The organism is Pseudomonas sp. Emmai, from assembly GCF_055179735.1.
On sequence record NZ_CM143685.1, the window covers coordinates 3,586,241 to 3,603,463 of the forward strand.

The following is a 17,223-nucleotide window of genomic DNA, read 5'->3' on the forward strand; positions in this document are numbered from 1 at the left end:
ATAATCCGCGAACGCCACGAAGCCCTGTAGGAGCAAGGCTTGCCCGCGATGGCGTACTTTCTACCAACAGAGATCAATGTCTCGTTATTGAGACTCTGCAATCCCCAACGCCACCATCTTCTTGTACAACGTCGACCGCCCAAGCCCCAACCGCGCCGCCGCTTCAATCACCTTGCCGCCACAGTGCGCGAGCGCCGATTCAATCAACTGCCGATCAAACCGCTCCCGAGCCTCACTGAACGTCTCATGGCCGACGGATTCAATCGCCTGCGCCGCCACCCGCGTCACCGGGGTCAATGTGCCAATCGCCGCCCGAATATCCGTCGCAGTCAACATCAAGTCATCGCTAAGCAACGCCGCGCGTTCCAACACATTGCGCAGTTCGCGGATGTTCCCCGGCCAGGCGTGTTGGCCCAGCAGGTCCAGTGCCTCGCGGTTCAACTCGTGCTGACTGCGCAGCTCTTCGAGAATCGCTTCGCTCAGGGCCGGGATGTCGTCGAGGCGGTCACGCAACGGCGGGACCTGGATGGGCAGCACGTTGAGGCGGTAATACAGATCGGCACGAAACTCGCCGCGCTTGATCGCTGCTTCCAGATCCGTGGAGGTCGCGGCAATCACCCGCACATCGCTCTGGATCACTTCGTTGGAGCCCACCGGCTCGAACTCTTTTTCCTGCAACACCCGCAGCAATTTGCTTTGCAGAGGCAAGGGCATGTCGCCGATCTCATCGAGGAACAGGGTGCCGCCCTGGGCGATCTGTAACTTGCCGACCCGGCCCTTGCGGTCCGCGCCGGTAAACGCGCCGGGGGCGGTGCCGAAGAACTCGGCTTCCAACAATGCCTCGGGAATCGCCGCGCTGTTGATGCTGACAAACGCCTTGTGCGCCCGGGGCGATGCCCCGTGGATGGCTTGGGCCAGCAACTCCTTGCCGGTGCCGGTTTCGCCGAGCAGCAACACCGGCGACTCGGCGCTGGCACTGCGCCGGGCACGGCGTTTGACTTCCAGGCTGGCGGCGCTGGTGCCGATGAAATGGGCGAAGTTGTACTTGGTTTGCCGCGCCCGCAGCAGCGAGCGGGTGGAAGCCAGTTCTTCCTGCATGCTCAGGTAGCGCTTGAGCATCGGCGACAGGCTGCGCAATTCGTCGAACAGCGCAAAGCCGATGGCGCCGATCACCGCGCCGGCATCGTCGTGAATTGGCAGGCGCATCACCACCAGCGGTTCCTTGGGTGTGTCCTGCATGTCCAGCAGGATCGGGCGGCCGGTGCGCACCACGTCACGCAGCAAACTGCCGGGGATCACGCTTTCACAGGCTTTGCCGATCGCGACCTCTGCCGATTCCAGGCCGAAGCGCCGGGCGTAGCGTTCGTTCATCCAGACGATATTGGCGTCGCGATCGACAATCACCGTGCCTTCGCTCGATTGCTCGATGATCTCGAACAGCGAGCGGATCGCCAGCAGGCGCACGCGCTGGTAGTCCTTGAGGCTTTCGGTGGTGTTCATGTTTGTCATGTCCGGAATGTGTGTTGTTTGTCAGGGCCTCTTCGCGGGCAAGCCTCGCTCCTACAGGGGGGTGTGGCATTCGCGAATGATGCGTACACCGAGCACTTGTAGGAGCGAGGCTTGCCCGCGAAGGCCGCGCCGCAGTTTCGAGATTCAGCCCGGATGCGCCGCCGCCAACAGCTCTTTGGTATACGGATGCTGCGGTGAATCGAACACGTCATGGCTGGCACCGCTTTCCACAACCTTGCCGTCCTTGATCACGATCATGTCATGGGCCAAAGCGCGCACCACCGCCAGGTCATGGCTGATAAACAGATAGGTCAGGCCATGCTTTTTCTGCAGGTCGCGCAGCAGGGCGACCACCTGCTTTTGCACGGTGCGGTCCAGGGCCGAGGTCGGTTCGTCCAGCAGGATCAGCGCTGGCTTGAGCACCAGCGCCCGGGCGATGGCAATGCGTTGCCGCTGGCCACCGGAAAACTCGTGGGGATAACGATCACGGCTTTGCGGGTCGAGGCCAACTTCTTCCAGGGCGCGAATCACTTCGGCCTTGCATTGCTCGGCGGTCAACTGGCTATGCACTTCCAGGCCTTCGCTGATGATCTGCGCCACCGACATCCGCGGGCTCAAACTGCCAAACGGGTCCTGGAACACCACCTGCATTTTCTTGCGCCACGGTCGCAGCTGCTTTTGCGTCAAGCCGTCCAGTGCCTCGCCCTGAAAGCGAATGCTGCCTTCGGAGTCGAGCAAACGCAGGATCGCCTGGCCGAGGGTGGACTTGCCCGAGCCGGATTCGCCCACAATGCCCAGGGTCTTGCCACGCTGGATGTTGAGGCTGATGCCATCCACTGCGTGCAACCAGGTCTTGCGCTGGAACAGACCGCCGCCGAGAGCGAATTTGACCCGCAGGTTGTCGACCTCCAGCACGTTCTCGCGCTCGTCCCGGGGCAGGGCTTCGCCTTCCGGTTCGGCGTTCAGCAACACGCAGCTGTAAGGGTGCTTCGGTTCGTTAAACAACGTCTCGCAAGGGGCTTGCTCGACGATTTCCCCGGCCTTCATCACGCACACGCGCTGGGCGATGCTGCGCACCAGATTCAGGTCATGGCTGATCAGCAACAGCGACATGCCGAGCCGTTGTTGCAGGGATTTGAGCAGCAGCAGGATTTTGCGTTGCACCGTCACATCCAGGGCGGTGGTCGGCTCGTCGGCGATCAGCAACTCGGGTTCGCAGGCCAGGGCCATCGCGATCATCACCCGTTGCCGCTGGCCTCCGGACAGTTGATGTGGATACGCTTTGAGGCGTTCCTTGGGGTGCTTGATGCCGACCAGTTCCAGCAATTCGAGAATCCGCGCCTGCGCCGCTTTGCCGGCCAGGCCTTTGTGCACCAGCAGGGTTTCGCCGATCTGCTTTTCGATGCTGTGCAGCGGGTTCAGCGAGGTCATCGGCTCCTGGAAAATCATCGCGATCCTGTCACCGCGCAGCTTGCGCAAGGCCTTGGTATCGGCGCCGACCAGTTCCTGGCCGCGATAGCGAATACTGCCGGTCGTTTCAGTGCCGATTTCCGGCAGCAATTGCAGGATCGAATGGGCCGTCACCGATTTGCCCGAACCCGACTCGCCCACCAGTGCCAGGCATTCGCCGGGGCGGATATCCAGGCACAGGTTGCGCACCACGGTCTGGCCACTGAAGGTCACGCTCAGGTCACGGATTTCGATCAGGTTGTCGCTCATGTCATCGGTCCGCTTCATGATCTGGGGTCAAAGGCATCACGCAACGCCTCGCCAATGAACACCAGCAAAGAAAGAATCAGCGCCAGGGTGAAAAACGCTGTCAACCCCAGCCACGGTGCTTGCAGATTCTGCTTGCCCTGGCCGATCAGCTCGCCCAGTGAGGCGCTGCCGGCCGGCATGCCGAAGCCGAGGAAGTCCAGGGCCGTGAGGGTCGAGATCGCGCCGGTCAGAATGAACGGCAAGTAACTCAAGGTCGCGTTCATCGCATTGGGCAGGATGTGCCGCACGATCACTTTGCGGTCGGTCAGGCCCAGCGCCCGGGCAGCCTTGACGTATTCCAGGTTGCGCCCGCGCAGGAATTCGGCGCGCACCACGTCCACCAGGGCCAGCCAGGAAAACAGCGCCATGATCCCCAGCAGCCACCAGAAATTGGGCTCGACGAACCCCGACAGGATGATCAGCAGGTACAGCACCGGCAGCCCCGACCAGACTTCCAGCAAACGTTGCCCCAACAAATCGACCCAGCCGCCGTAATAGCCTTGCAGCGCACCGGCGGCAATGCCGATCAGCGCACTGACAAAGGTCAGCATCAGGGCAAACAGAATCGACACCCGGGCGCCGAAAATCACCCGGGCCAGCACATCCCGCGCCTGGTCGTCAGTGCCCAGCCAGTTGACCTTCGACGGTGGGCTCGGCGCCGGTTTGTTCAGGTCGTAATTGGGCGTGTCATCGCTGAACGGGATCGGCGGGAACAGCAGCCAGCCGCCATCCTGTTTGATCAGCTTCTGCACATAGTCGCTGCGGTAGTCAGCCTGGAACGGCAGTTGCCCGCCGAATTCCTGCTCGGTGTGGCGCTTGAACGCCGGGAAATACAGCGAGCCCTGGTAACTGACGATCAGCGGCTTGTCGTTGGCGATCAGTTCGCCACCGAGGGTCAGCAAAAACAAGCCGATAAACAGCCACAGCGACCACCAGCCCCGGCGATTTTTCTTGAAGCGTTCGAAACGACGACGGCCCAAGGGCGAGAGCTTGAACATCAGGCGTTCCTCGCGGCGAAGTCGATACGCGGGTCGACCAGGGTGTAGCACAGGTCGCCGACCAGTTTTATCAAGAGGCCGAACAGGGTGAAGATGAACAGCGAACCGAAGACCACCGGATAGTCCCGTGATACGGCAGCTTCGTAGCTCATGCGGCCCAGGCCATCGAGGGAGAAAATCACCTCGATCAGCAACGAACCGGCGAAAAACACGCTGATGAAAGCCTGGGGGATCCCCGATACCACCAGCAGCATGGCGTTGCGAAACACGTGGCCGTACAGCACCCGACGCTCGCTCAAGCCTTTGGCGCGGGCAGTCACCACGTATTGGCGCGTGATTTCATTGAGGAAGGAGTTCTTGGTCAGGATCGTCAGCGTGGCGAAGCCGCCGATCACCAGCGCGGTAACCGGCAACACCAGGTGCCAGAAGTAATCGGCGATCTTGCCCACGGTGGACAGCGACTCGAAGTTGTCCGAGACCAGGCCGCGCACCGGGAACCAGTTCAGCGACGTGCCGCCGGCAAACACCACGATCAGGAACATGGCGAACAGGAACGCCGGCATGGCGTAGCCGATGATGATGGCGGTGCTGCTCCAGATATCGAAGTGGCTGCCGTGATGCACCGCTTTGCGGATGCCCAAGGGGATCGACACCAGGTAAGTGATCAGCGTCGCCCAGAGCCCGAGGGAAATGGTCACTGGCATTTTTTCGAGGATCAGGTCGGTCACCGTGGCGCCGCGGAAGAAACTCTTGCCAAAATCCAGTCGCGCGTAGCTTTTGAGCATCAGCCACAGGCGTTCCGGGGCCGGCTTGTCGAAACCGTATTGTTTTTCGATCTCTTTGATCAGTTGCGGGTCGAGGCCACGGCTGGCTCGGGAGCTGTTGTGCATCGTCTCGCTGGAACCGCCGCCGACCTGGGCGCCGCCGATGCCTTGCAGGTGCGCGATGGCCTGTTCCACCGGACCACCGGGCGCGGCCTGGACGATCACGAAGTTGACCAGAAGAATGATCACCAGCGTCGGGATGATCAGCAGCAAACGCCGCACTATGTACGCCCACATCAGCGCGGCCCTCCGGATTTGCCGCGCTTGATCAGTTCGGCGGTCATCTGTTCGTTGGTCAGCGGGGTGGAACTCACTTCCCACCAGCTCTCGATGGCTTCGTCATTGCTCGCTTGCACGCTGGGAATGCCGAAGCGATTCCACCACACCGTCGAACTGCCGGGCGGGTAATAGTTGGGAATCCAGTAGTAATTCCATTGCAGCACCCGATCCAGGGCGTGGGCATAGTGCAACATGTCGGCCTGGGTGTTGGCGCGGATCAGGCCGCTGATCAACGTATCCACCGCCGGGTTCTTCAGCACCATGTAATTGTTGGCGCCGGGATCGTTGGCGGAGGCCGAGCCGAAGTAGTTGACCAGTTCGCCGCCGGGGGAGGTGGTCACCGGGTAGCCGGTGATGATCATGTCGTAGTCCCTGGACATCAGGCGGTTGACGTATTGGGACGAGTCGATGCGACGGATGTTGAGGTCGATACCGATCTGTTTCAGCGTGCGCTTGTAAGGCAGCAGCAACCGGTCGATACCGTTCTGGCTGGTGAGGAAGGTAAAGCTCAGCGGCTCGCCCTGGGCATTCACCAACTGATCGCCATCGGGTTTCCAGCCGGCCTGTTCGAGCAGCTCCAGGGCCTGCAATTGCTTGTCGCGGATCACGCCGCTGCCATCGGTCTTGGGCGCTTCGAAGACCTGGGTGAACACTTCATCGGGAATCTGCCCGCGCAAGGGCTCGAGAATCGCCAGCTCAGCGGCATCCGGGAGCTTGCGCGCCGCCAGGTCGGTGTTGGAAAAGAAGCTCTGCTGGCGGATGTAAAGGCCGCGCATCATCTGCCGGTTGCTCCATTCGAAATCCCAGAGCATGGCCAGGGCCTGGCGCACACGGCGGTCCTGGAATATCGGGTTTTGCAGGTTGAAGACGAATCCCTGGGCTGTTTGCGGTGCGTCGGTGGCCAGGTGGGCCTTGCGCAGGCGACCGTCGCTCAGGGCCGGACCTTCGTAGCCGATGGAGTAACCGGTGGCGGAGAACTCGCGGTTGTAGTCGTAGGCGCCGCCGCGCAGCACCTGGCGGGCGACGTCGGTGTCGCCGAAGTACTCGATGCTGAAATGGTCGAAGTTATAGAGGCCGCGGCTGACCGGCAGGTCCTTGCCCCACCAGTCGGCGTTGCGCTCGAAGGTAATGCTGCGCCCGGAGTCGACCTTGCTGACCCGATACGGGCCACTGCCCAGCGGGGGTTCGTAACCGCCGCCGCTGGCGAAATCGCGGGTCTTCCACCAATGCTCGGGGAATACCGGCAGAGTCGCGATGTCCAGGGGCAGGGTGCGGTTTTCGTTGCTTTTGAAGTCGAACCGGACGGTCAGCGGCGACTCGACTTCAACGCCTTTGACGTCGGCGAACTGGGTGCGGTAGCGCAGGCTGCCCTGGGTCATCAGCAGATCGAAGGTGTAGCGCACATCTTCGGCAGTGATGGGCTGGCCATCGGCGAAGCGTGCCTTGGGGTTCAGGTAGAAACGCAGGGACAGACCGTCCTCGGAACGCTCCATCTTCTGCGCCACCAGACCGTACACCGTATAGGGCTCATCCTGCGAACGCTGGGCCAGGGGTGAGTAGAGCAGGCCATCGATCTGGTTCACGCCGATGCCCTTGTCGATGTAGGGCAGCACATGGTCGAAGTGACCGATCTCAATGGCCGAACGGCGCATCGTGCCGCCCTTGGGTGCTTGCGGGTTGGTGTAGGCGAAATGACTGAAGCCCGGGGGATATTTCGCCGGTTCGCCATACACGGTCAACGCGTGTTGCGGTGCTGCATTCACACCAGCGGCACTCAGCAGCAGGGCCACGGCAGTGAATATCAAAGTGGGGAAAGCCAGTCGCATTGTCAGCCTTAGAGCCGGGTGATCGATAACCACAATTTGTACGCTAGCAGCGCGTCACTCGCCAGTCGAAACACGTAACCAAAACACAACGGCCCACCAAAAGGCGGGCCGTTGCGCAGAAAACACAGGCGTCAGATCAATCCTGGCGGCTGGTCACTTCCAGCAGGTGATAACCGAACTGGGTTTTGACCGGGCCTTGCACCACGTTGATCGGTGCGCTGAAGACCACGGTGTCGAATTCCTTGACCATCTGGCCTGGACCGAACGAACCCAGGTCGCCGCCCTGGCGGCTGGACGGGCAAGTGGAGTTAGCCTTGGCAACTTCGGCGAAATCAGCGCCGCCTTCAATCTGGGCCTTGAGTTCGTTGCACTTTGCTTCGCTGGCAACAAGGATGTGACGGGCAGTGGCTTTAGCCATGGGAAAATTCTCCTTTCAATGTTCAGTAAAGTGCTGAGCCTACCGGATTCAGTGGCCTATTTCTTCTCAAAGTTCCATCTGAAGCCGGTCGGGCATTGGGGCATTAATATAAGGAAGGGTTTACAGGCCGGCATTTCTCAAGCGCTCGGCGTGTTGCACGTACAGCTCGATCGGGTTGACACCTTTGCGACCTCGTCCGGCTGTCTGACCCAGGCTGTCCATGTGATCCATTGGATAGTCGGAGCGGATCACTTTGCCCAAGTGAGAGCTGTAGCGTCCGACCAGTCCGTCGTTTTGTCCGGCCTCGGTGATGAAGTACTCGGAAAACGCCCGGCAAAAAGCGTGTGCCGGATCGAAACCACTGAGCCCTTCATCAAGGATGCTGCCTTGCAGGGTGCCGCTCCAGGAGTAATACCGCACGCCGTTGACCAACTCTCGACCCTTGCCGCCCCAGGTTTTCGGCAGCCCCTGTGGGTACTTGTCGTTGAAGGCACCCACGCCTTCGGTGGTCAGTGCGTTAAGCGCGGCGATTGCGTTTTGAGGCAACTGCTGGTTACCGCTCAGCAACGACAGGAAGTCTGCAAACGCGGTGGCGACTTTTCTCGCCACATGCTCCGGCAAGCGTCCTGGCGTAAGGGCCTTGCGCAGAAAGTCAGCCAGTTCCGAGCCGTGATTCGGGCCGCTGACGGACGTCACCGAGGCTACCCGCTCCGGAGCGACGGCGGCGGCGTAACGTGCGGCCAGTGCGCCCTGGCTGTGACCGATCAGGTTGACCTGGCTTGCGCCGGTCCCTTCCAGTACCCGTTCGATCTGTGCCAAAAGCTGGTCGCCGCGCACTTCGTTGCTATGGGTAGCTGACAGGTGGGGAACGAAGACTCTGGCGCCATAGCTTCTCAGTGCCTGCTTGACGTCATGGAACAGTTCGAACTGACCGATGCGATCGAAACCGAAGAGCCCATGTACCAGCAGGATTGGATGCTGAGTTGTTGCATTCCGTTGCATGTTCGTACCTTTTTCGCGGAAGTTCGTAGATGTGGCAGGGGCTCCACTCTAAAACACTCCCGTAGCCGGGCGATGTATGAAAAATCCGCTGTGCTCGAAGGAAAGCGGTATAGGAAAAGTATGAAAATTCGGAACAGGACGAAGCCTACGTCGGAACATTTCGACATCTTTTTAAGCAGCCAAGAGAAATTCTCATCAACGGCCTACTAGGTAATCAGCATTTGCCCCGGTCCTCTGACGTGATCGCCTGACATCGCCGAACGCAGCGATGGGTTTCAATAGGCTTCGTTCGACGCCGGCCTGCGGGTCGGTTCATATGTCCAAGGACTGGAGTAAATGAATGAGCCTAATTGAAGTAGAAGCAGCGAAGCTGGCGTTGTCCGCCCCGCAGTTGGTGCAGGCCGACAATGCCGTTCTTGACCCTTCGAGCAAAAAAGCGGTCGTCAATGTCTTGCCTTATTCAGGCATGGCGAGCGGAGACAGGCTGGTGTTGCACTGGTCCGGGATTGACGCCGAGGGGTTGGTCTATCGGCACGAGGTCACGCACTTTGTCAGCCAGAGGCAGGTTGGCAAGGACGTTGTGTTTGTCGTCGCCAGTCCTCATATCGTTGCGCTGGATGGCGGTTACCTGGAGATCTACTACACGCTCACCAGCCGTTGTTTGCCCGAGCCCGTGCAGTCCCGACGTTTGCAATTGAATGTTGGTGATACATCTTCCGGAGTGTTGCCGTTGTTCGTGAATGATGCCGTGGGCGGCAAGCTTGATCCGGCCCGGGTGGGTGAGGGCGCACGCATCACGATTCGACCTTACGCCCGGATGGCGGCCGGCGATCGGGTTGTGCTGTTCTGGGAAGGTGCTACAGCGGAAACGAGCTTCAACGACAGGTTGAGTATCGAATCCTTCGCGGTGGGGCACGAAGTATCGTTCTGGGTAAATCCGGAGTTCATCGTCTCAGGCCTCGGATCGTCGGTGATCCTGCGTTACTGCATTGAACAGCATGGGCAGGCGCCGCTTTATTCGGACCCGATGCCGTTGTCCATCGGGCCTCTGGAACGAGCGCCGCTGTTGGCCCCCATCGTCCTGGAGGCCGATGAAGGCTGGCTGGATCTGCAGGACTCGATCGATGGCGTCACTGTCGTGATTGATGGTGCACGAACCGAGGAAGGCGAACTGGTGTACCTGAAGTGTGACGGCACTGAATTCAGTCATCGGGACGAGCGTGAAATCTCCCAGGAGATGGCCGGTGAACCACTGGTGTTCATTGTTCCTTACCGGTTCTGGAGAGAGCATCAAGGCTCGACGGTTCGGGTCGGTTATTCGGTCGAACGGCTCGATGATGTGAGCCAGCAATCAGAAGTGGTACTGGTTCAGGTGCAGGAGTAAGTCGTTCGCGACTTTCCAGTCTTCGCTTGAAGACTGGAAGGAAGCCATGAGTCATGCCGGTTGACGTGCGTGGTGCTGTGTCCGCAGACGGTCGGCAGCCTGGCGCAGCAGGTGTTCCGTGCCAGTCCAGCCGAGGCAGCCGTCTGTTATCGATACCCCGTATTGCAAGGACGAACCCAGCGCTTGGCAGCCTTCGAAGAGATGACTTTCAATCATCATGCCGATTAGCGAGCGATCACCTTGCAGGCGCTGCTCGAGCACATCCTTGAATATGGCGGGCTGACGCAATGGGTCTTTACCGCTGTTGGCGTGGCTGCAATCGACCATGATTCGCGCGGGGATCTTCAGCCTGCTCAAGTCATGGTTGATCCGGGAAACGCTATCGCGGTCGTAGTTGGGCCCGTGATGTCCTCCGCGCAATACCAGGTGGGTATCCGGATTGCCGGGGGTTTGAATGATTGCGGGATGCCCTTGGCTATCGACACCGAAATGTCGGTGGGGATGAGCTGCCGAGCGCATGGCGTCACTGGCGACCGTGACGCCGCCATCGGTGCCGTTCTTGAAGCCTACTGGCATGCTCAGGCCACTGGCCATTTCCCGGTGGATCTGCGATTCGGTGGTGCGCGCACCGATGGCGACCCAACTGAGCAAGTCGTCGAAGTATCCGGCTGCCATCGGTTGCAGCAGTTCGGTAGCAATCGGCAAGCCGAGGCGGAGCATTTCACGCATCAGCTCCCGGGACAGGGTCAGGCCACCGGCCATGTCATCGCTGCCATCCAGTTGCGGGTCGTAGGCCAGGCCTTTCCAGCCGATGGTGGTGCGGGGTTTTTCGACGTAGGCACGCATCACCAGGAGCATTTCATCGCTGACTTCAGCGGCCAGGCGAGCAAGGTTGCCGGCGTATTCGAGTGCTGACTTCGGATCATGGAGGGAGCAGGGACCGACGATAACCAACAGGCGGGAGTCTTCACCGTTGAGGATCGATTGGACCGCGTGGCGGTGGGCGGCGACTTGCTGGGTCAGGGCATTGTTGAGCGGCAGTTGCTGTTTGAGTTGCAACGAGCAGGGCAGGCGCAGGCTCAGCGCTTCATTGGCCGGGCTCAAGGTGGACAGTGGCAAGGCAGAGACGGACGAGTTCATATTCAGGCTTCCTGGGCTGGCAGCGGGTTCGTTCCCGCGTACTCGGCCCTACTGGGGTGTTCGACAATTGGCCGGATTGGCTGCGTGTGTGTGCTTGCCACCTGTGGGTGACCGATCGGAGGCGGCAGGCTGTCCCGAGCGGAGGCTGGTAAATCGCCAGGCGGTAAAACTGTCGTGACGGTAATAAGTGGCGTAGTTCATGTCGTGAATCCTCAAGTTGTCTGGGGTGTCGCTAAAAATGTAGGTAGCTGATGGCAGGACGCTGAAAAAACAAAACCCCCGGTCGGGGAGCCGACCGGGGGTTGAGAATTCTCTGGTGGCGACCCGTTTAAAGTGGGCGCCGTGTGGGTATCAGGCGCGCCAGTGGCTAAACCAATACCCAAAATAAAAGCTGACCGGAGCACAAACGTCATTCACCCGGGCAGCCGCCACCGAGCGCAGGGCGCTGACGGTAAGAAGCTGAGAAGGGGTGTTGAACATGGTCTGTCTCCGATGAATGCGCCGAGCTTACTAGAGGGCGGTAGGCGGATTCAATCAGAAAATGCTATCGGGCACCGGCGGCGTTTTCTATCGCTTGAGTGCCGGGAGGGTTGTGACACACTCGATGCTTCGCTACATGCAGTCATCATCGCGGGGCTTGAATGATTTACCAATTACGTCCGGCGACATCCCGGGATCTGGATTTCGCTCGGGCCCTGACCTGTCAAAACATGTTGCCTTACTACATCCAGTACGAACTGCCCTGGCTGGATGAGGCCTTTGATGTGGCGTGGGCGGGAAGAGAAAACTGGTTGATTATGCGGGGCGACGTTTCGCTGGGTTATGTCAGCCTCAGCCGTGATGCCAGGGCCTTGTACATCCGCGAACTGCACATATCCGACGCCTTCCGGGGGCTGGGAGCCGGTTCCTGGGCGATCGATCAGGTATTGGCAATGGTCCAGACGGAACGACGGCCGGCCTTGCGCCTGACGGTCTTTAAAAATAATCCGGCGCAGGCGCTGTATCGGCGAATGGGGCTGGAGGTGGTCGGCGAGGATGAGTGTTTCCTGAGAATGCAGCGTGAAGTCGATGCCCCTCGTCGCTGAAACACACAGAGGGCAAGCCTCAAAAGATGAATTGAAACTTTTTATATGATGCTTGCCGCTAGGTCTGCCAGTCGCTTTTTGCTAAGGTGTCGGCAACCCAATACGACCATATCGCGAGGTGTCTGCTTGATTAGGGTGCTAGTAGTCGATGACCATGATCTCGTTCGTACAGGCATTACACGAATGCTGGCTGACATCGATGGCCTGCAAGTAGTCGGCCAGGCCGAGTCAGGGGAGGAATCCCTGCTCAAGGCGCGTGAGTTGAAACCTGATGTGGTACTGATGGACGTCAAGATGCCCGGGATCGGCGGTCTTGAGGCCACGCGAAAACTGCTGCGCAGTCATCCGGACATCAAAGTCGTCGCGGTCACTGTGTGCGAGGAGGATCCGTTTCCTACACGGCTGTTGCAGGCCGGGGCGGCGGGTTATCTGACCAAGGGCGCAGGCTTGCCGGAAATGGTCCAGGCCATTCGCCTGGTATTTGCCGGGCAACGCTACATCAGCCCGCAGATCGCCCAGCAATTGGCAATCAAGTCGTTCCAGCCGACCAACGATTCGCCTTTCGACGCGTTGTCGGAGCGGGAGATCCAGATCGCCTTGATGATTGTCGGCTGCCAGAAGGTCCAGATCATTTCCGACAAACTCTGCCTGTCGCCGAAAACCGTGAATACCTACCGTTACCGCATTTTCGAAAAGCTTTCGATCAGCAGCGACGTTGAACTGACGCTGTTGGCGGTTCGTCACGGCATGGTCGATGCCAATCTCTGAAAATGAATGAAGTCTTCGATCCGAGTGCATTTCTGTCGACGGTGAGTGGGCGCCCTGGCGTCTATCGCATGTTCGACAGCGACGCGCGCCTGCTTTACGTCGGCAAGGCCAAGAATCTCAAGAAACGCCTGGCGAGCTATTTCCGCAAAACCGGCCTGGCACCCAAGACGGCTGCGCTGGTGGGTCGTATCGCTCAGGTCGAAACCACGATCACGTCCAACGAAACCGAAGCCCTGTTGCTTGAGCAGACGCTGATCAAGGAATGGCGTCCGCCCTACAACATCCTGCTGCGCGACGACAAATCCTACCCGTATGTCTTCCTCTCCGATGGCCAGTTCCCTCGGCTGAGCATCCACCGTGGCGCGAAAAAGGCCAAGGGCAAGTATTTCGGTCCCTATCCCAGTGCCGGCGCCATCCGTGAAAGCCTGAGCCTGCTGCAAAAGACCTTCTTCGTTCGTCAGTGCGAAGACAGCTACTACAAGAACCGCACGCGACCTTGCCTGCAATACCAGATCAAACGCTGCAAGGCGCCGTGTGTCGGGCTCGTGGAGCCGCAAGTGTATGCCGAGGACGTTCGTCACTCGGTGATGTTCCTTGAAGGGCGCAGCAATGCACTGACGGACGAGCTGTCTGCTGGAATGGAGGAGGCGGCAATCAACCTCGAATTTGAGCGCGCAGCCGAATTGCGCGATCAAATTTCATTGCTGCGTCGGGTCCAGGACCAGCAAAGCATGGAAGGCGGGACGGGCGACATCGATGTGATCGCCGCGTTCATCAATCCGGGCGGTGCCTGTGTTCATTTGATCAGCGTGCGTGGCGGTCGGGTGCTGGGCAGCAAGAACTTCTTCCCGCAAGTGGGGATTGAAGAGGACGTTTCCGAAGTCATGGCGGCGTTTCTGGGCCAGTACTACATCAGCAGTCCCGAACGGGATTTGCCGAGCGAGTTGATCGTCAACGTGGTTCACGATGATTTCCCGGTCCTGATCTCGGCCATCGACGAGCTGCGCGGTCGCGAATTGTCCATCAGTCACCGGGTTCGCGGTACGCGTGCGCGCTGGCAACAGTTGGCCGTCACCAATGCCGAGCAGGCGTTGAGTGCGCGACTGGCCAATCGTCAGCACGTCGCGGCCCGTTTCGACGCGCTGGCCGAGGTCCTGAACCTGGATGAACCACCGCAGCGCCTGGAGTGCTATGACATCAGTCACTCCAGCGGTGAAGCCACCGTGGCATCCTGCGTGGTGTTCGGTCCGGAAGGCCCGATCAAGTCCGACTACCGTCGTTACAACATCGAAGGCGTGACGCCGGGCGATGACTATGCTGCGATGCACCAGGCCCTGACCCGGCGCTTCAGCAAGCTGAAGGACGGCGAGGGCAAGCTTCCGGACATCCTGCTGGTAGACGGCGGCAAAGGTCAGCTGTCCATGGCCCGCGACGTGCTCAATGAACTGGCAGTGCCCGACCTGATTCTGTTGGGCGTGGCCAAGGGCGCGACGCGCAAGGCCGGTTTTGAAACCTTGTACCTGAATGACGCTGCACACGAATTCACATTGCGCGGTGATTCCCCCGCGCTGCATTTGATCCAGCAGATTCGCGACGAAGCCCACCGTTTTGCCATCACCGGGCACCGGGCACGGCGGGGCAAAACCCGCCGCACCTCCACGCTTGAAGGCGTTGCAGGTGTCGGGCCGACACGTCGGCGCGATTTGTTGAAACATTTTGGTGGATTGCAGGAGCTGTCTCGTGCCAGCATCGAAGAGATCGCCAAAGCACCCGGGATCAGTAAAAAGCTCGCAGAGTCGATTTATGCAAATCTGCACAGCGAGTAGAATGCCAACTCACCTCGTAGCCAGTTGTGCCGATGAATATCCCTAATCTGATTACCGTTCTACGCGTCCTGCTCATCCCTATCTTCATTTTGCTGTTTTACCTGCCTTACCAATGGAGCTACCTGGCCTCCAGTTCGGTCTTCGCGTTCGCCGCCGCCACTGACTGGCTCGACGGATACCTGGCCCGCCGCCTGGAACAAAGCACACCATTCGGGGCTTTCCTCGATCCGGTGGCCGACAAATTGATGGTAGCCGTCGCGCTGGTGTTGCTGGTGCAAGAACACGGCAACCTGTGGCTTACGCTGCCGGCTGCGGTCATTATCGGTCGCGAGATTGTCGTCTCGGCGCTGCGAGAGTGGATGGCCGAACTCGGCGCACGCGCTCACGTCGCAGTGTCGAACCTGGGCAAATGGAAAACCGCCGCGCAAATGCTCGCGTTAGTCATCCTGTTGGCCAACCCGTCGGACTTCTCGTTCTGGGTGCTGTTCGGCTACGCTTTGTTGCTGGTGTCTGCAGGCCTGACATTGTGGTCCATGGTCCAGTATCTACGGGCTGCCTGGCCGCATCTGAAGACCGACGTTGAAAAGAAATAAAACTTTTTTGAATCAAAGGGTTGACGGGGCTTCTGGATTCTATAGAATGCGCCACACCAAGACGCGGGAATAGCTCAGTTGGTAGAGCACGACCTTGCCAAGGTCGGGGTCGCGAGTTCGAGTCTCGTTTCCCGCTCCAGATGTTGATCTACAGATGTCTACCGATGTCTGTAAGTCATTGAAAATAGAGGCTTCGGCCTCTTTTTTCGTTCCGGCGATTTCTACTGGAAACCACCCCCAGCCACACATTTTTTGTACATTAAAACGTACATCGAAATCCGGGCCTAAGGCGTGTCAGTTTTCAGATAGATGATGCATTGCTGGAACCCGTACATCTCTCCTCAATCGTTCGAGACGAGGAGATGTACGCATGCCTTTGACTGATACGGCTGTCCGCCAAGCAAAAAACCTCGGAAAAAATTACAGCCTCAAGGATATGGATGGCTTGCACCTATTCGTCAGCTCGAAAGGTGCCAAGAGCTGGCATTTTCGTTTCACTTGGCTGGGCAAGCCGGCTCGGATTTCTTTAGGCATGTATCCGGAGCTGACCCTTAAAGATGCCAGGTCATCTCGTGACAGCGCGCGTTCCTTGGTAGCCAAGGGTGTCGATCCTCGAGCTGCCCGCAGAGAGGATCGCTTCGCCGCGTTAGCCGCGGACGAAAATTCCTTTGCTGCAGTCTTTCTTGCCTGGCGAACGTTCAAAGCGGTCACTCTGAGTCTTGGGCGCCAAACCTCGCTTTCACAAATGGATCGCATTTTCGCCAACGATGTTTTGCCTCTGTTGGGGGCATTACCTATCAATGAAATTTCCCGTCAGCACTTGATCGAATTGCTACGCAGGATCGAGAGTCGTCAAGCGTTTACGATTGCAGAAAAATGCCGAACCTGGTTCAACCAAATGTTTCGCTATGCCATGGTTGAAAGAGGATTGCAGAGCAATCCCTCTGCAGATCTCGATATTGTCGCGATCCCTAAACCTCCGGTAGAGAACAATCCCTATTTAGTCATGGAGGAGATGCCTCTTTTTTTACAAAAATTACGAAACTATGGGGGCAGCACCGCAACGATTTTGGGCCTGCGCTTGTTGTTCCTTACGGGCGTACGTACCGGTGAATTGCGTTTGGCTGTTCCTGAGCAGTTCGACTTGGTTAAAGGGATATGGACAATACCGGCCGTGGTCGTCAAACAGTTGCAGGTAAGGCTACGCAAAGAGGGAAATAAAATTCCGCCCTATGTGGTGCCGCTATCACGTCAAGCGATAGCGATCATTCGAGAGTTACTGAAGCTCCGGCGACCAGCTCAGCGCTATCTACTATCCCATCGTAGTGATCTGTCAAAAAGGATGAGCGAGAACACCCTTAATGGCGCGCTCAAGCGTATGGGCTACGAAAGGCAGCTCACGGGGCATGGAATTCGCGCAACGCTCTCTACAGCGCTCAATGAGCTTGGCTACGAAGAAAAATGGATTGATGCGCAGTTGTCACATGCTGAGCCCAACACAGTTCGGGCTACTTACAATCACGCCCTCTATGTCGAACAGCGGCAGCGAATGATGCAGGATTGGGCAGACCAGCTTGATCGGTGGGAGCGGGGCGAGAAGGGCGTCGTCATTGCTCCAGCACTCAACCCGTCTGGCGAGCTGGATATGATTGCTGAGTATCTGAAGAAGCTGGCAGCTGGTGGCAGCCCACAGCTTGGCGGAGCTTTGGGGCGTGAGCGGGCGGCGTTGTCACGGGGGTTTTAAATTCCCGACGTCTTTAGACGGATTGAAGCGGTCGTTACCATCACCACCTCGGGACGGTTGCCTCAGAAC

At 58.9% G+C, this 17,223-nt stretch carries 15 protein-coding genes and 1 tRNA gene; 7 read left to right on the forward strand and 9 right to left on the reverse strand.

Translation table 11 applies throughout. From position 1 onward, the window contains the following. Positions 1 to 84: 84 nt before the first annotated feature. From ACY4LX_RS16415 to ACY4LX_RS16445, 7 genes are all read right to left on the reverse strand, one after another. Positions 85 to 1,500, reverse strand: a complete 1,416-nt coding sequence (locus tag ACY4LX_RS16415; RefSeq protein ID WP_149661225.1) for a sigma-54 interaction domain-containing protein — start codon at positions 1,498 to 1,500, stop codon at positions 85 to 87. 153 nt (positions 1,501 to 1,653) lie between these two features. Continuing rightward, positions 1,654 to 3,228, reverse strand: a complete 1,575-nt coding sequence (locus ACY4LX_RS16420) for an ABC transporter ATP-binding protein (RefSeq protein WP_149661256.1) — start codon at positions 3,226 to 3,228, stop codon at positions 1,654 to 1,656. A 14-nt stretch (positions 3,229 to 3,242) separates the two neighbouring features. Then, complete coding sequence (locus ACY4LX_RS16425) at positions 3,243 to 4,265, reverse strand: ABC transporter permease (RefSeq protein WP_149661224.1); 1,023 nt, start codon at positions 4,263 to 4,265, stop codon at positions 3,243 to 3,245. Continuing rightward, complete coding sequence (locus ACY4LX_RS16430) at positions 4,265 to 5,326, reverse strand: microcin C ABC transporter permease YejB (RefSeq protein WP_149661223.1); 1,062 nt, start codon at positions 5,324 to 5,326, stop codon at positions 4,265 to 4,267. Before ACY4LX_RS16430 ends, ACY4LX_RS16425 begins: the two co-directional genes overlap by 1 nt. After that, positions 5,326 to 7,194: an extracellular solute-binding protein gene (locus ACY4LX_RS16435; protein WP_463257059.1), complete on the reverse strand. Its 1,869-nt coding sequence runs from the start codon at positions 7,192 to 7,194 to the stop codon at positions 5,326 to 5,328. Before ACY4LX_RS16435 ends, ACY4LX_RS16430 begins: the two co-directional genes overlap by 1 nt. A 136-nt stretch (positions 7,195 to 7,330) precedes the next feature. Continuing rightward, positions 7,331 to 7,612: a peptidylprolyl isomerase gene (locus ACY4LX_RS16440; protein ID WP_008150918.1), complete on the reverse strand. Its 282-nt coding sequence runs from the start codon at positions 7,610 to 7,612 to the stop codon at positions 7,331 to 7,333. A gap of 120 nt (positions 7,613 to 7,732) precedes the next feature. Further along, entirely contained in the window at positions 7,733 to 8,614 is an 882-nt protein-coding gene (locus ACY4LX_RS16445; protein ID WP_463257060.1) for an esterase/lipase family protein, read from the reverse strand. Between the two features lie 340 nt (positions 8,615 to 8,954). On the opposite strand from ACY4LX_RS16445, the gene ACY4LX_RS16450 reads away from it, so the two are divergent. Then, the gene (locus ACY4LX_RS16450) at positions 8,955 to 9,998 is read left to right on the forward strand and encodes a hypothetical protein (RefSeq protein ID WP_463257061.1); all 1,044 of its coding nucleotides are present in this window, start codon (positions 8,955 to 8,957) and stop codon (positions 9,996 to 9,998) included. Between the two features lie 51 nt (positions 9,999 to 10,049). Here ACY4LX_RS16450 and ACY4LX_RS16455 read toward each other — a convergent pair whose 3' ends face one another. Both ACY4LX_RS16455 and ACY4LX_RS16460 read right to left on the reverse strand, forming a co-directional pair. Beyond that, positions 10,050 to 11,138: a 3-deoxy-7-phosphoheptulonate synthase gene (locus ACY4LX_RS16455; RefSeq protein ID WP_463257062.1), complete on the reverse strand. Its 1,089-nt coding sequence runs from the start codon at positions 11,136 to 11,138 to the stop codon at positions 10,050 to 10,052. Between the two features lie 351 nt (positions 11,139 to 11,489). Further along, positions 11,490 to 11,618: a hypothetical protein gene (locus ACY4LX_RS16460; protein WP_256672385.1), complete on the reverse strand. Its 129-nt coding sequence runs from the start codon at positions 11,616 to 11,618 to the stop codon at positions 11,490 to 11,492. A gap of 161 nt (positions 11,619 to 11,779) precedes the next feature. Here ACY4LX_RS16460 and ACY4LX_RS16465 point away from each other — a divergent pair, with 161 nt between their 5' ends. From ACY4LX_RS16465 to ACY4LX_RS16490, 6 genes are all read left to right on the forward strand, one after another. Beyond that, positions 11,780 to 12,223, forward strand: coding sequence for a GNAT family N-acetyltransferase (locus ACY4LX_RS16465; protein ID WP_463257063.1), 444 nt, complete (start codon positions 11,780 to 11,782; stop codon positions 12,221 to 12,223). A 126-nt stretch (positions 12,224 to 12,349) separates the two neighbouring features. Then, entirely contained in the window at positions 12,350 to 12,991 is a 642-nt protein-coding gene (gene gacA, locus ACY4LX_RS16470; RefSeq protein WP_082356623.1) for a response regulator transcription factor GacA, read from the forward strand. A 2-nt stretch (positions 12,992 to 12,993) separates the two neighbouring features. After that, entirely contained in the window at positions 12,994 to 14,817 is a 1,824-nt protein-coding gene (gene uvrC / locus ACY4LX_RS16475; RefSeq protein WP_149661217.1) for an excinuclease ABC subunit UvrC, read from the forward strand. A gap of 32 nt (positions 14,818 to 14,849) precedes the next feature. Then, entirely contained in the window at positions 14,850 to 15,410 is a 561-nt protein-coding gene (pgsA, locus tag ACY4LX_RS16480; RefSeq protein ID WP_149661216.1) for a CDP-diacylglycerol--glycerol-3-phosphate 3-phosphatidyltransferase, read from the forward strand. A 63-nt stretch (positions 15,411 to 15,473) separates the two neighbouring features. Continuing rightward, a tRNA-Gly gene (locus tag ACY4LX_RS16485) sits at positions 15,474 to 15,549 on the forward strand. 231 nt (positions 15,550 to 15,780) lie between these two features. Continuing rightward, complete coding sequence (locus tag ACY4LX_RS16490; RefSeq protein WP_463257064.1) at positions 15,781 to 17,154, forward strand: tyrosine-type recombinase/integrase; 1,374 nt, start codon at positions 15,781 to 15,783, stop codon at positions 17,152 to 17,154. Positions 17,155 to 17,223: the final 69 nt, after the last annotated feature.

Coding starts and splice junctions, on each gene's coding strand:
- ACY4LX_RS16415 (WP_149661225.1), bottom strand. CDS start 1,500: ATGAACACCACCGAAAGCCTCAAGGACTACCAGCGCGTGCGCCTGCTG.
- ACY4LX_RS16420 (WP_149661256.1), bottom strand. CDS start 3,228: ATGAGCGACAACCTGATCGAAATCCGTGACCTGAGCGTGACCTTCAGT.
- ACY4LX_RS16425 (WP_149661224.1), bottom strand. CDS start 4,265: ATGTTCAAGCTCTCGCCCTTGGGCCGTCGTCGTTTCGAACGCTTCAAG.
- ACY4LX_RS16430 (WP_149661223.1), bottom strand. CDS start 5,326: ATGTGGGCGTACATAGTGCGGCGTTTGCTGCTGATCATCCCGACGCTG.
- ACY4LX_RS16435 (WP_463257059.1), bottom strand. CDS start 7,194: ATGCGACTGGCTTTCCCCACTTTGATATTCACTGCCGTGGCCCTGCTG.
- ACY4LX_RS16440 (WP_008150918.1), bottom strand. CDS start 7,612: ATGGCTAAAGCCACTGCCCGTCACATCCTTGTTGCCAGCGAAGCAAAG.
- ACY4LX_RS16445 (WP_463257060.1), bottom strand. CDS start 8,614: ATGCAACGGAATGCAACAACTCAGCATCCAATCCTGCTGGTACATGGG.
- ACY4LX_RS16450 (WP_463257061.1), top strand. CDS start 8,955: ATGAGCCTAATTGAAGTAGAAGCAGCGAAGCTGGCGTTGTCCGCCCCG.
- ACY4LX_RS16455 (WP_463257062.1), bottom strand. CDS start 11,138: ATGAACTCGTCCGTCTCTGCCTTGCCACTGTCCACCTTGAGCCCGGCC.
- ACY4LX_RS16460 (WP_256672385.1), bottom strand. CDS start 11,618: ATGTTCAACACCCCTTCTCAGCTTCTTACCGTCAGCGCCCTGCGCTCG.
- ACY4LX_RS16465 (WP_463257063.1), top strand. CDS start 11,780: ATGATTTACCAATTACGTCCGGCGACATCCCGGGATCTGGATTTCGCT.
- uvrC (WP_149661217.1), top strand. CDS start 12,994: ATGAATGAAGTCTTCGATCCGAGTGCATTTCTGTCGACGGTGAGTGGG.
- pgsA (WP_149661216.1), top strand. CDS start 14,850: ATGAATATCCCTAATCTGATTACCGTTCTACGCGTCCTGCTCATCCCT.
- ACY4LX_RS16490 (WP_463257064.1), top strand. CDS start 15,781: ATGCCTTTGACTGATACGGCTGTCCGCCAAGCAAAAAACCTCGGAAAA.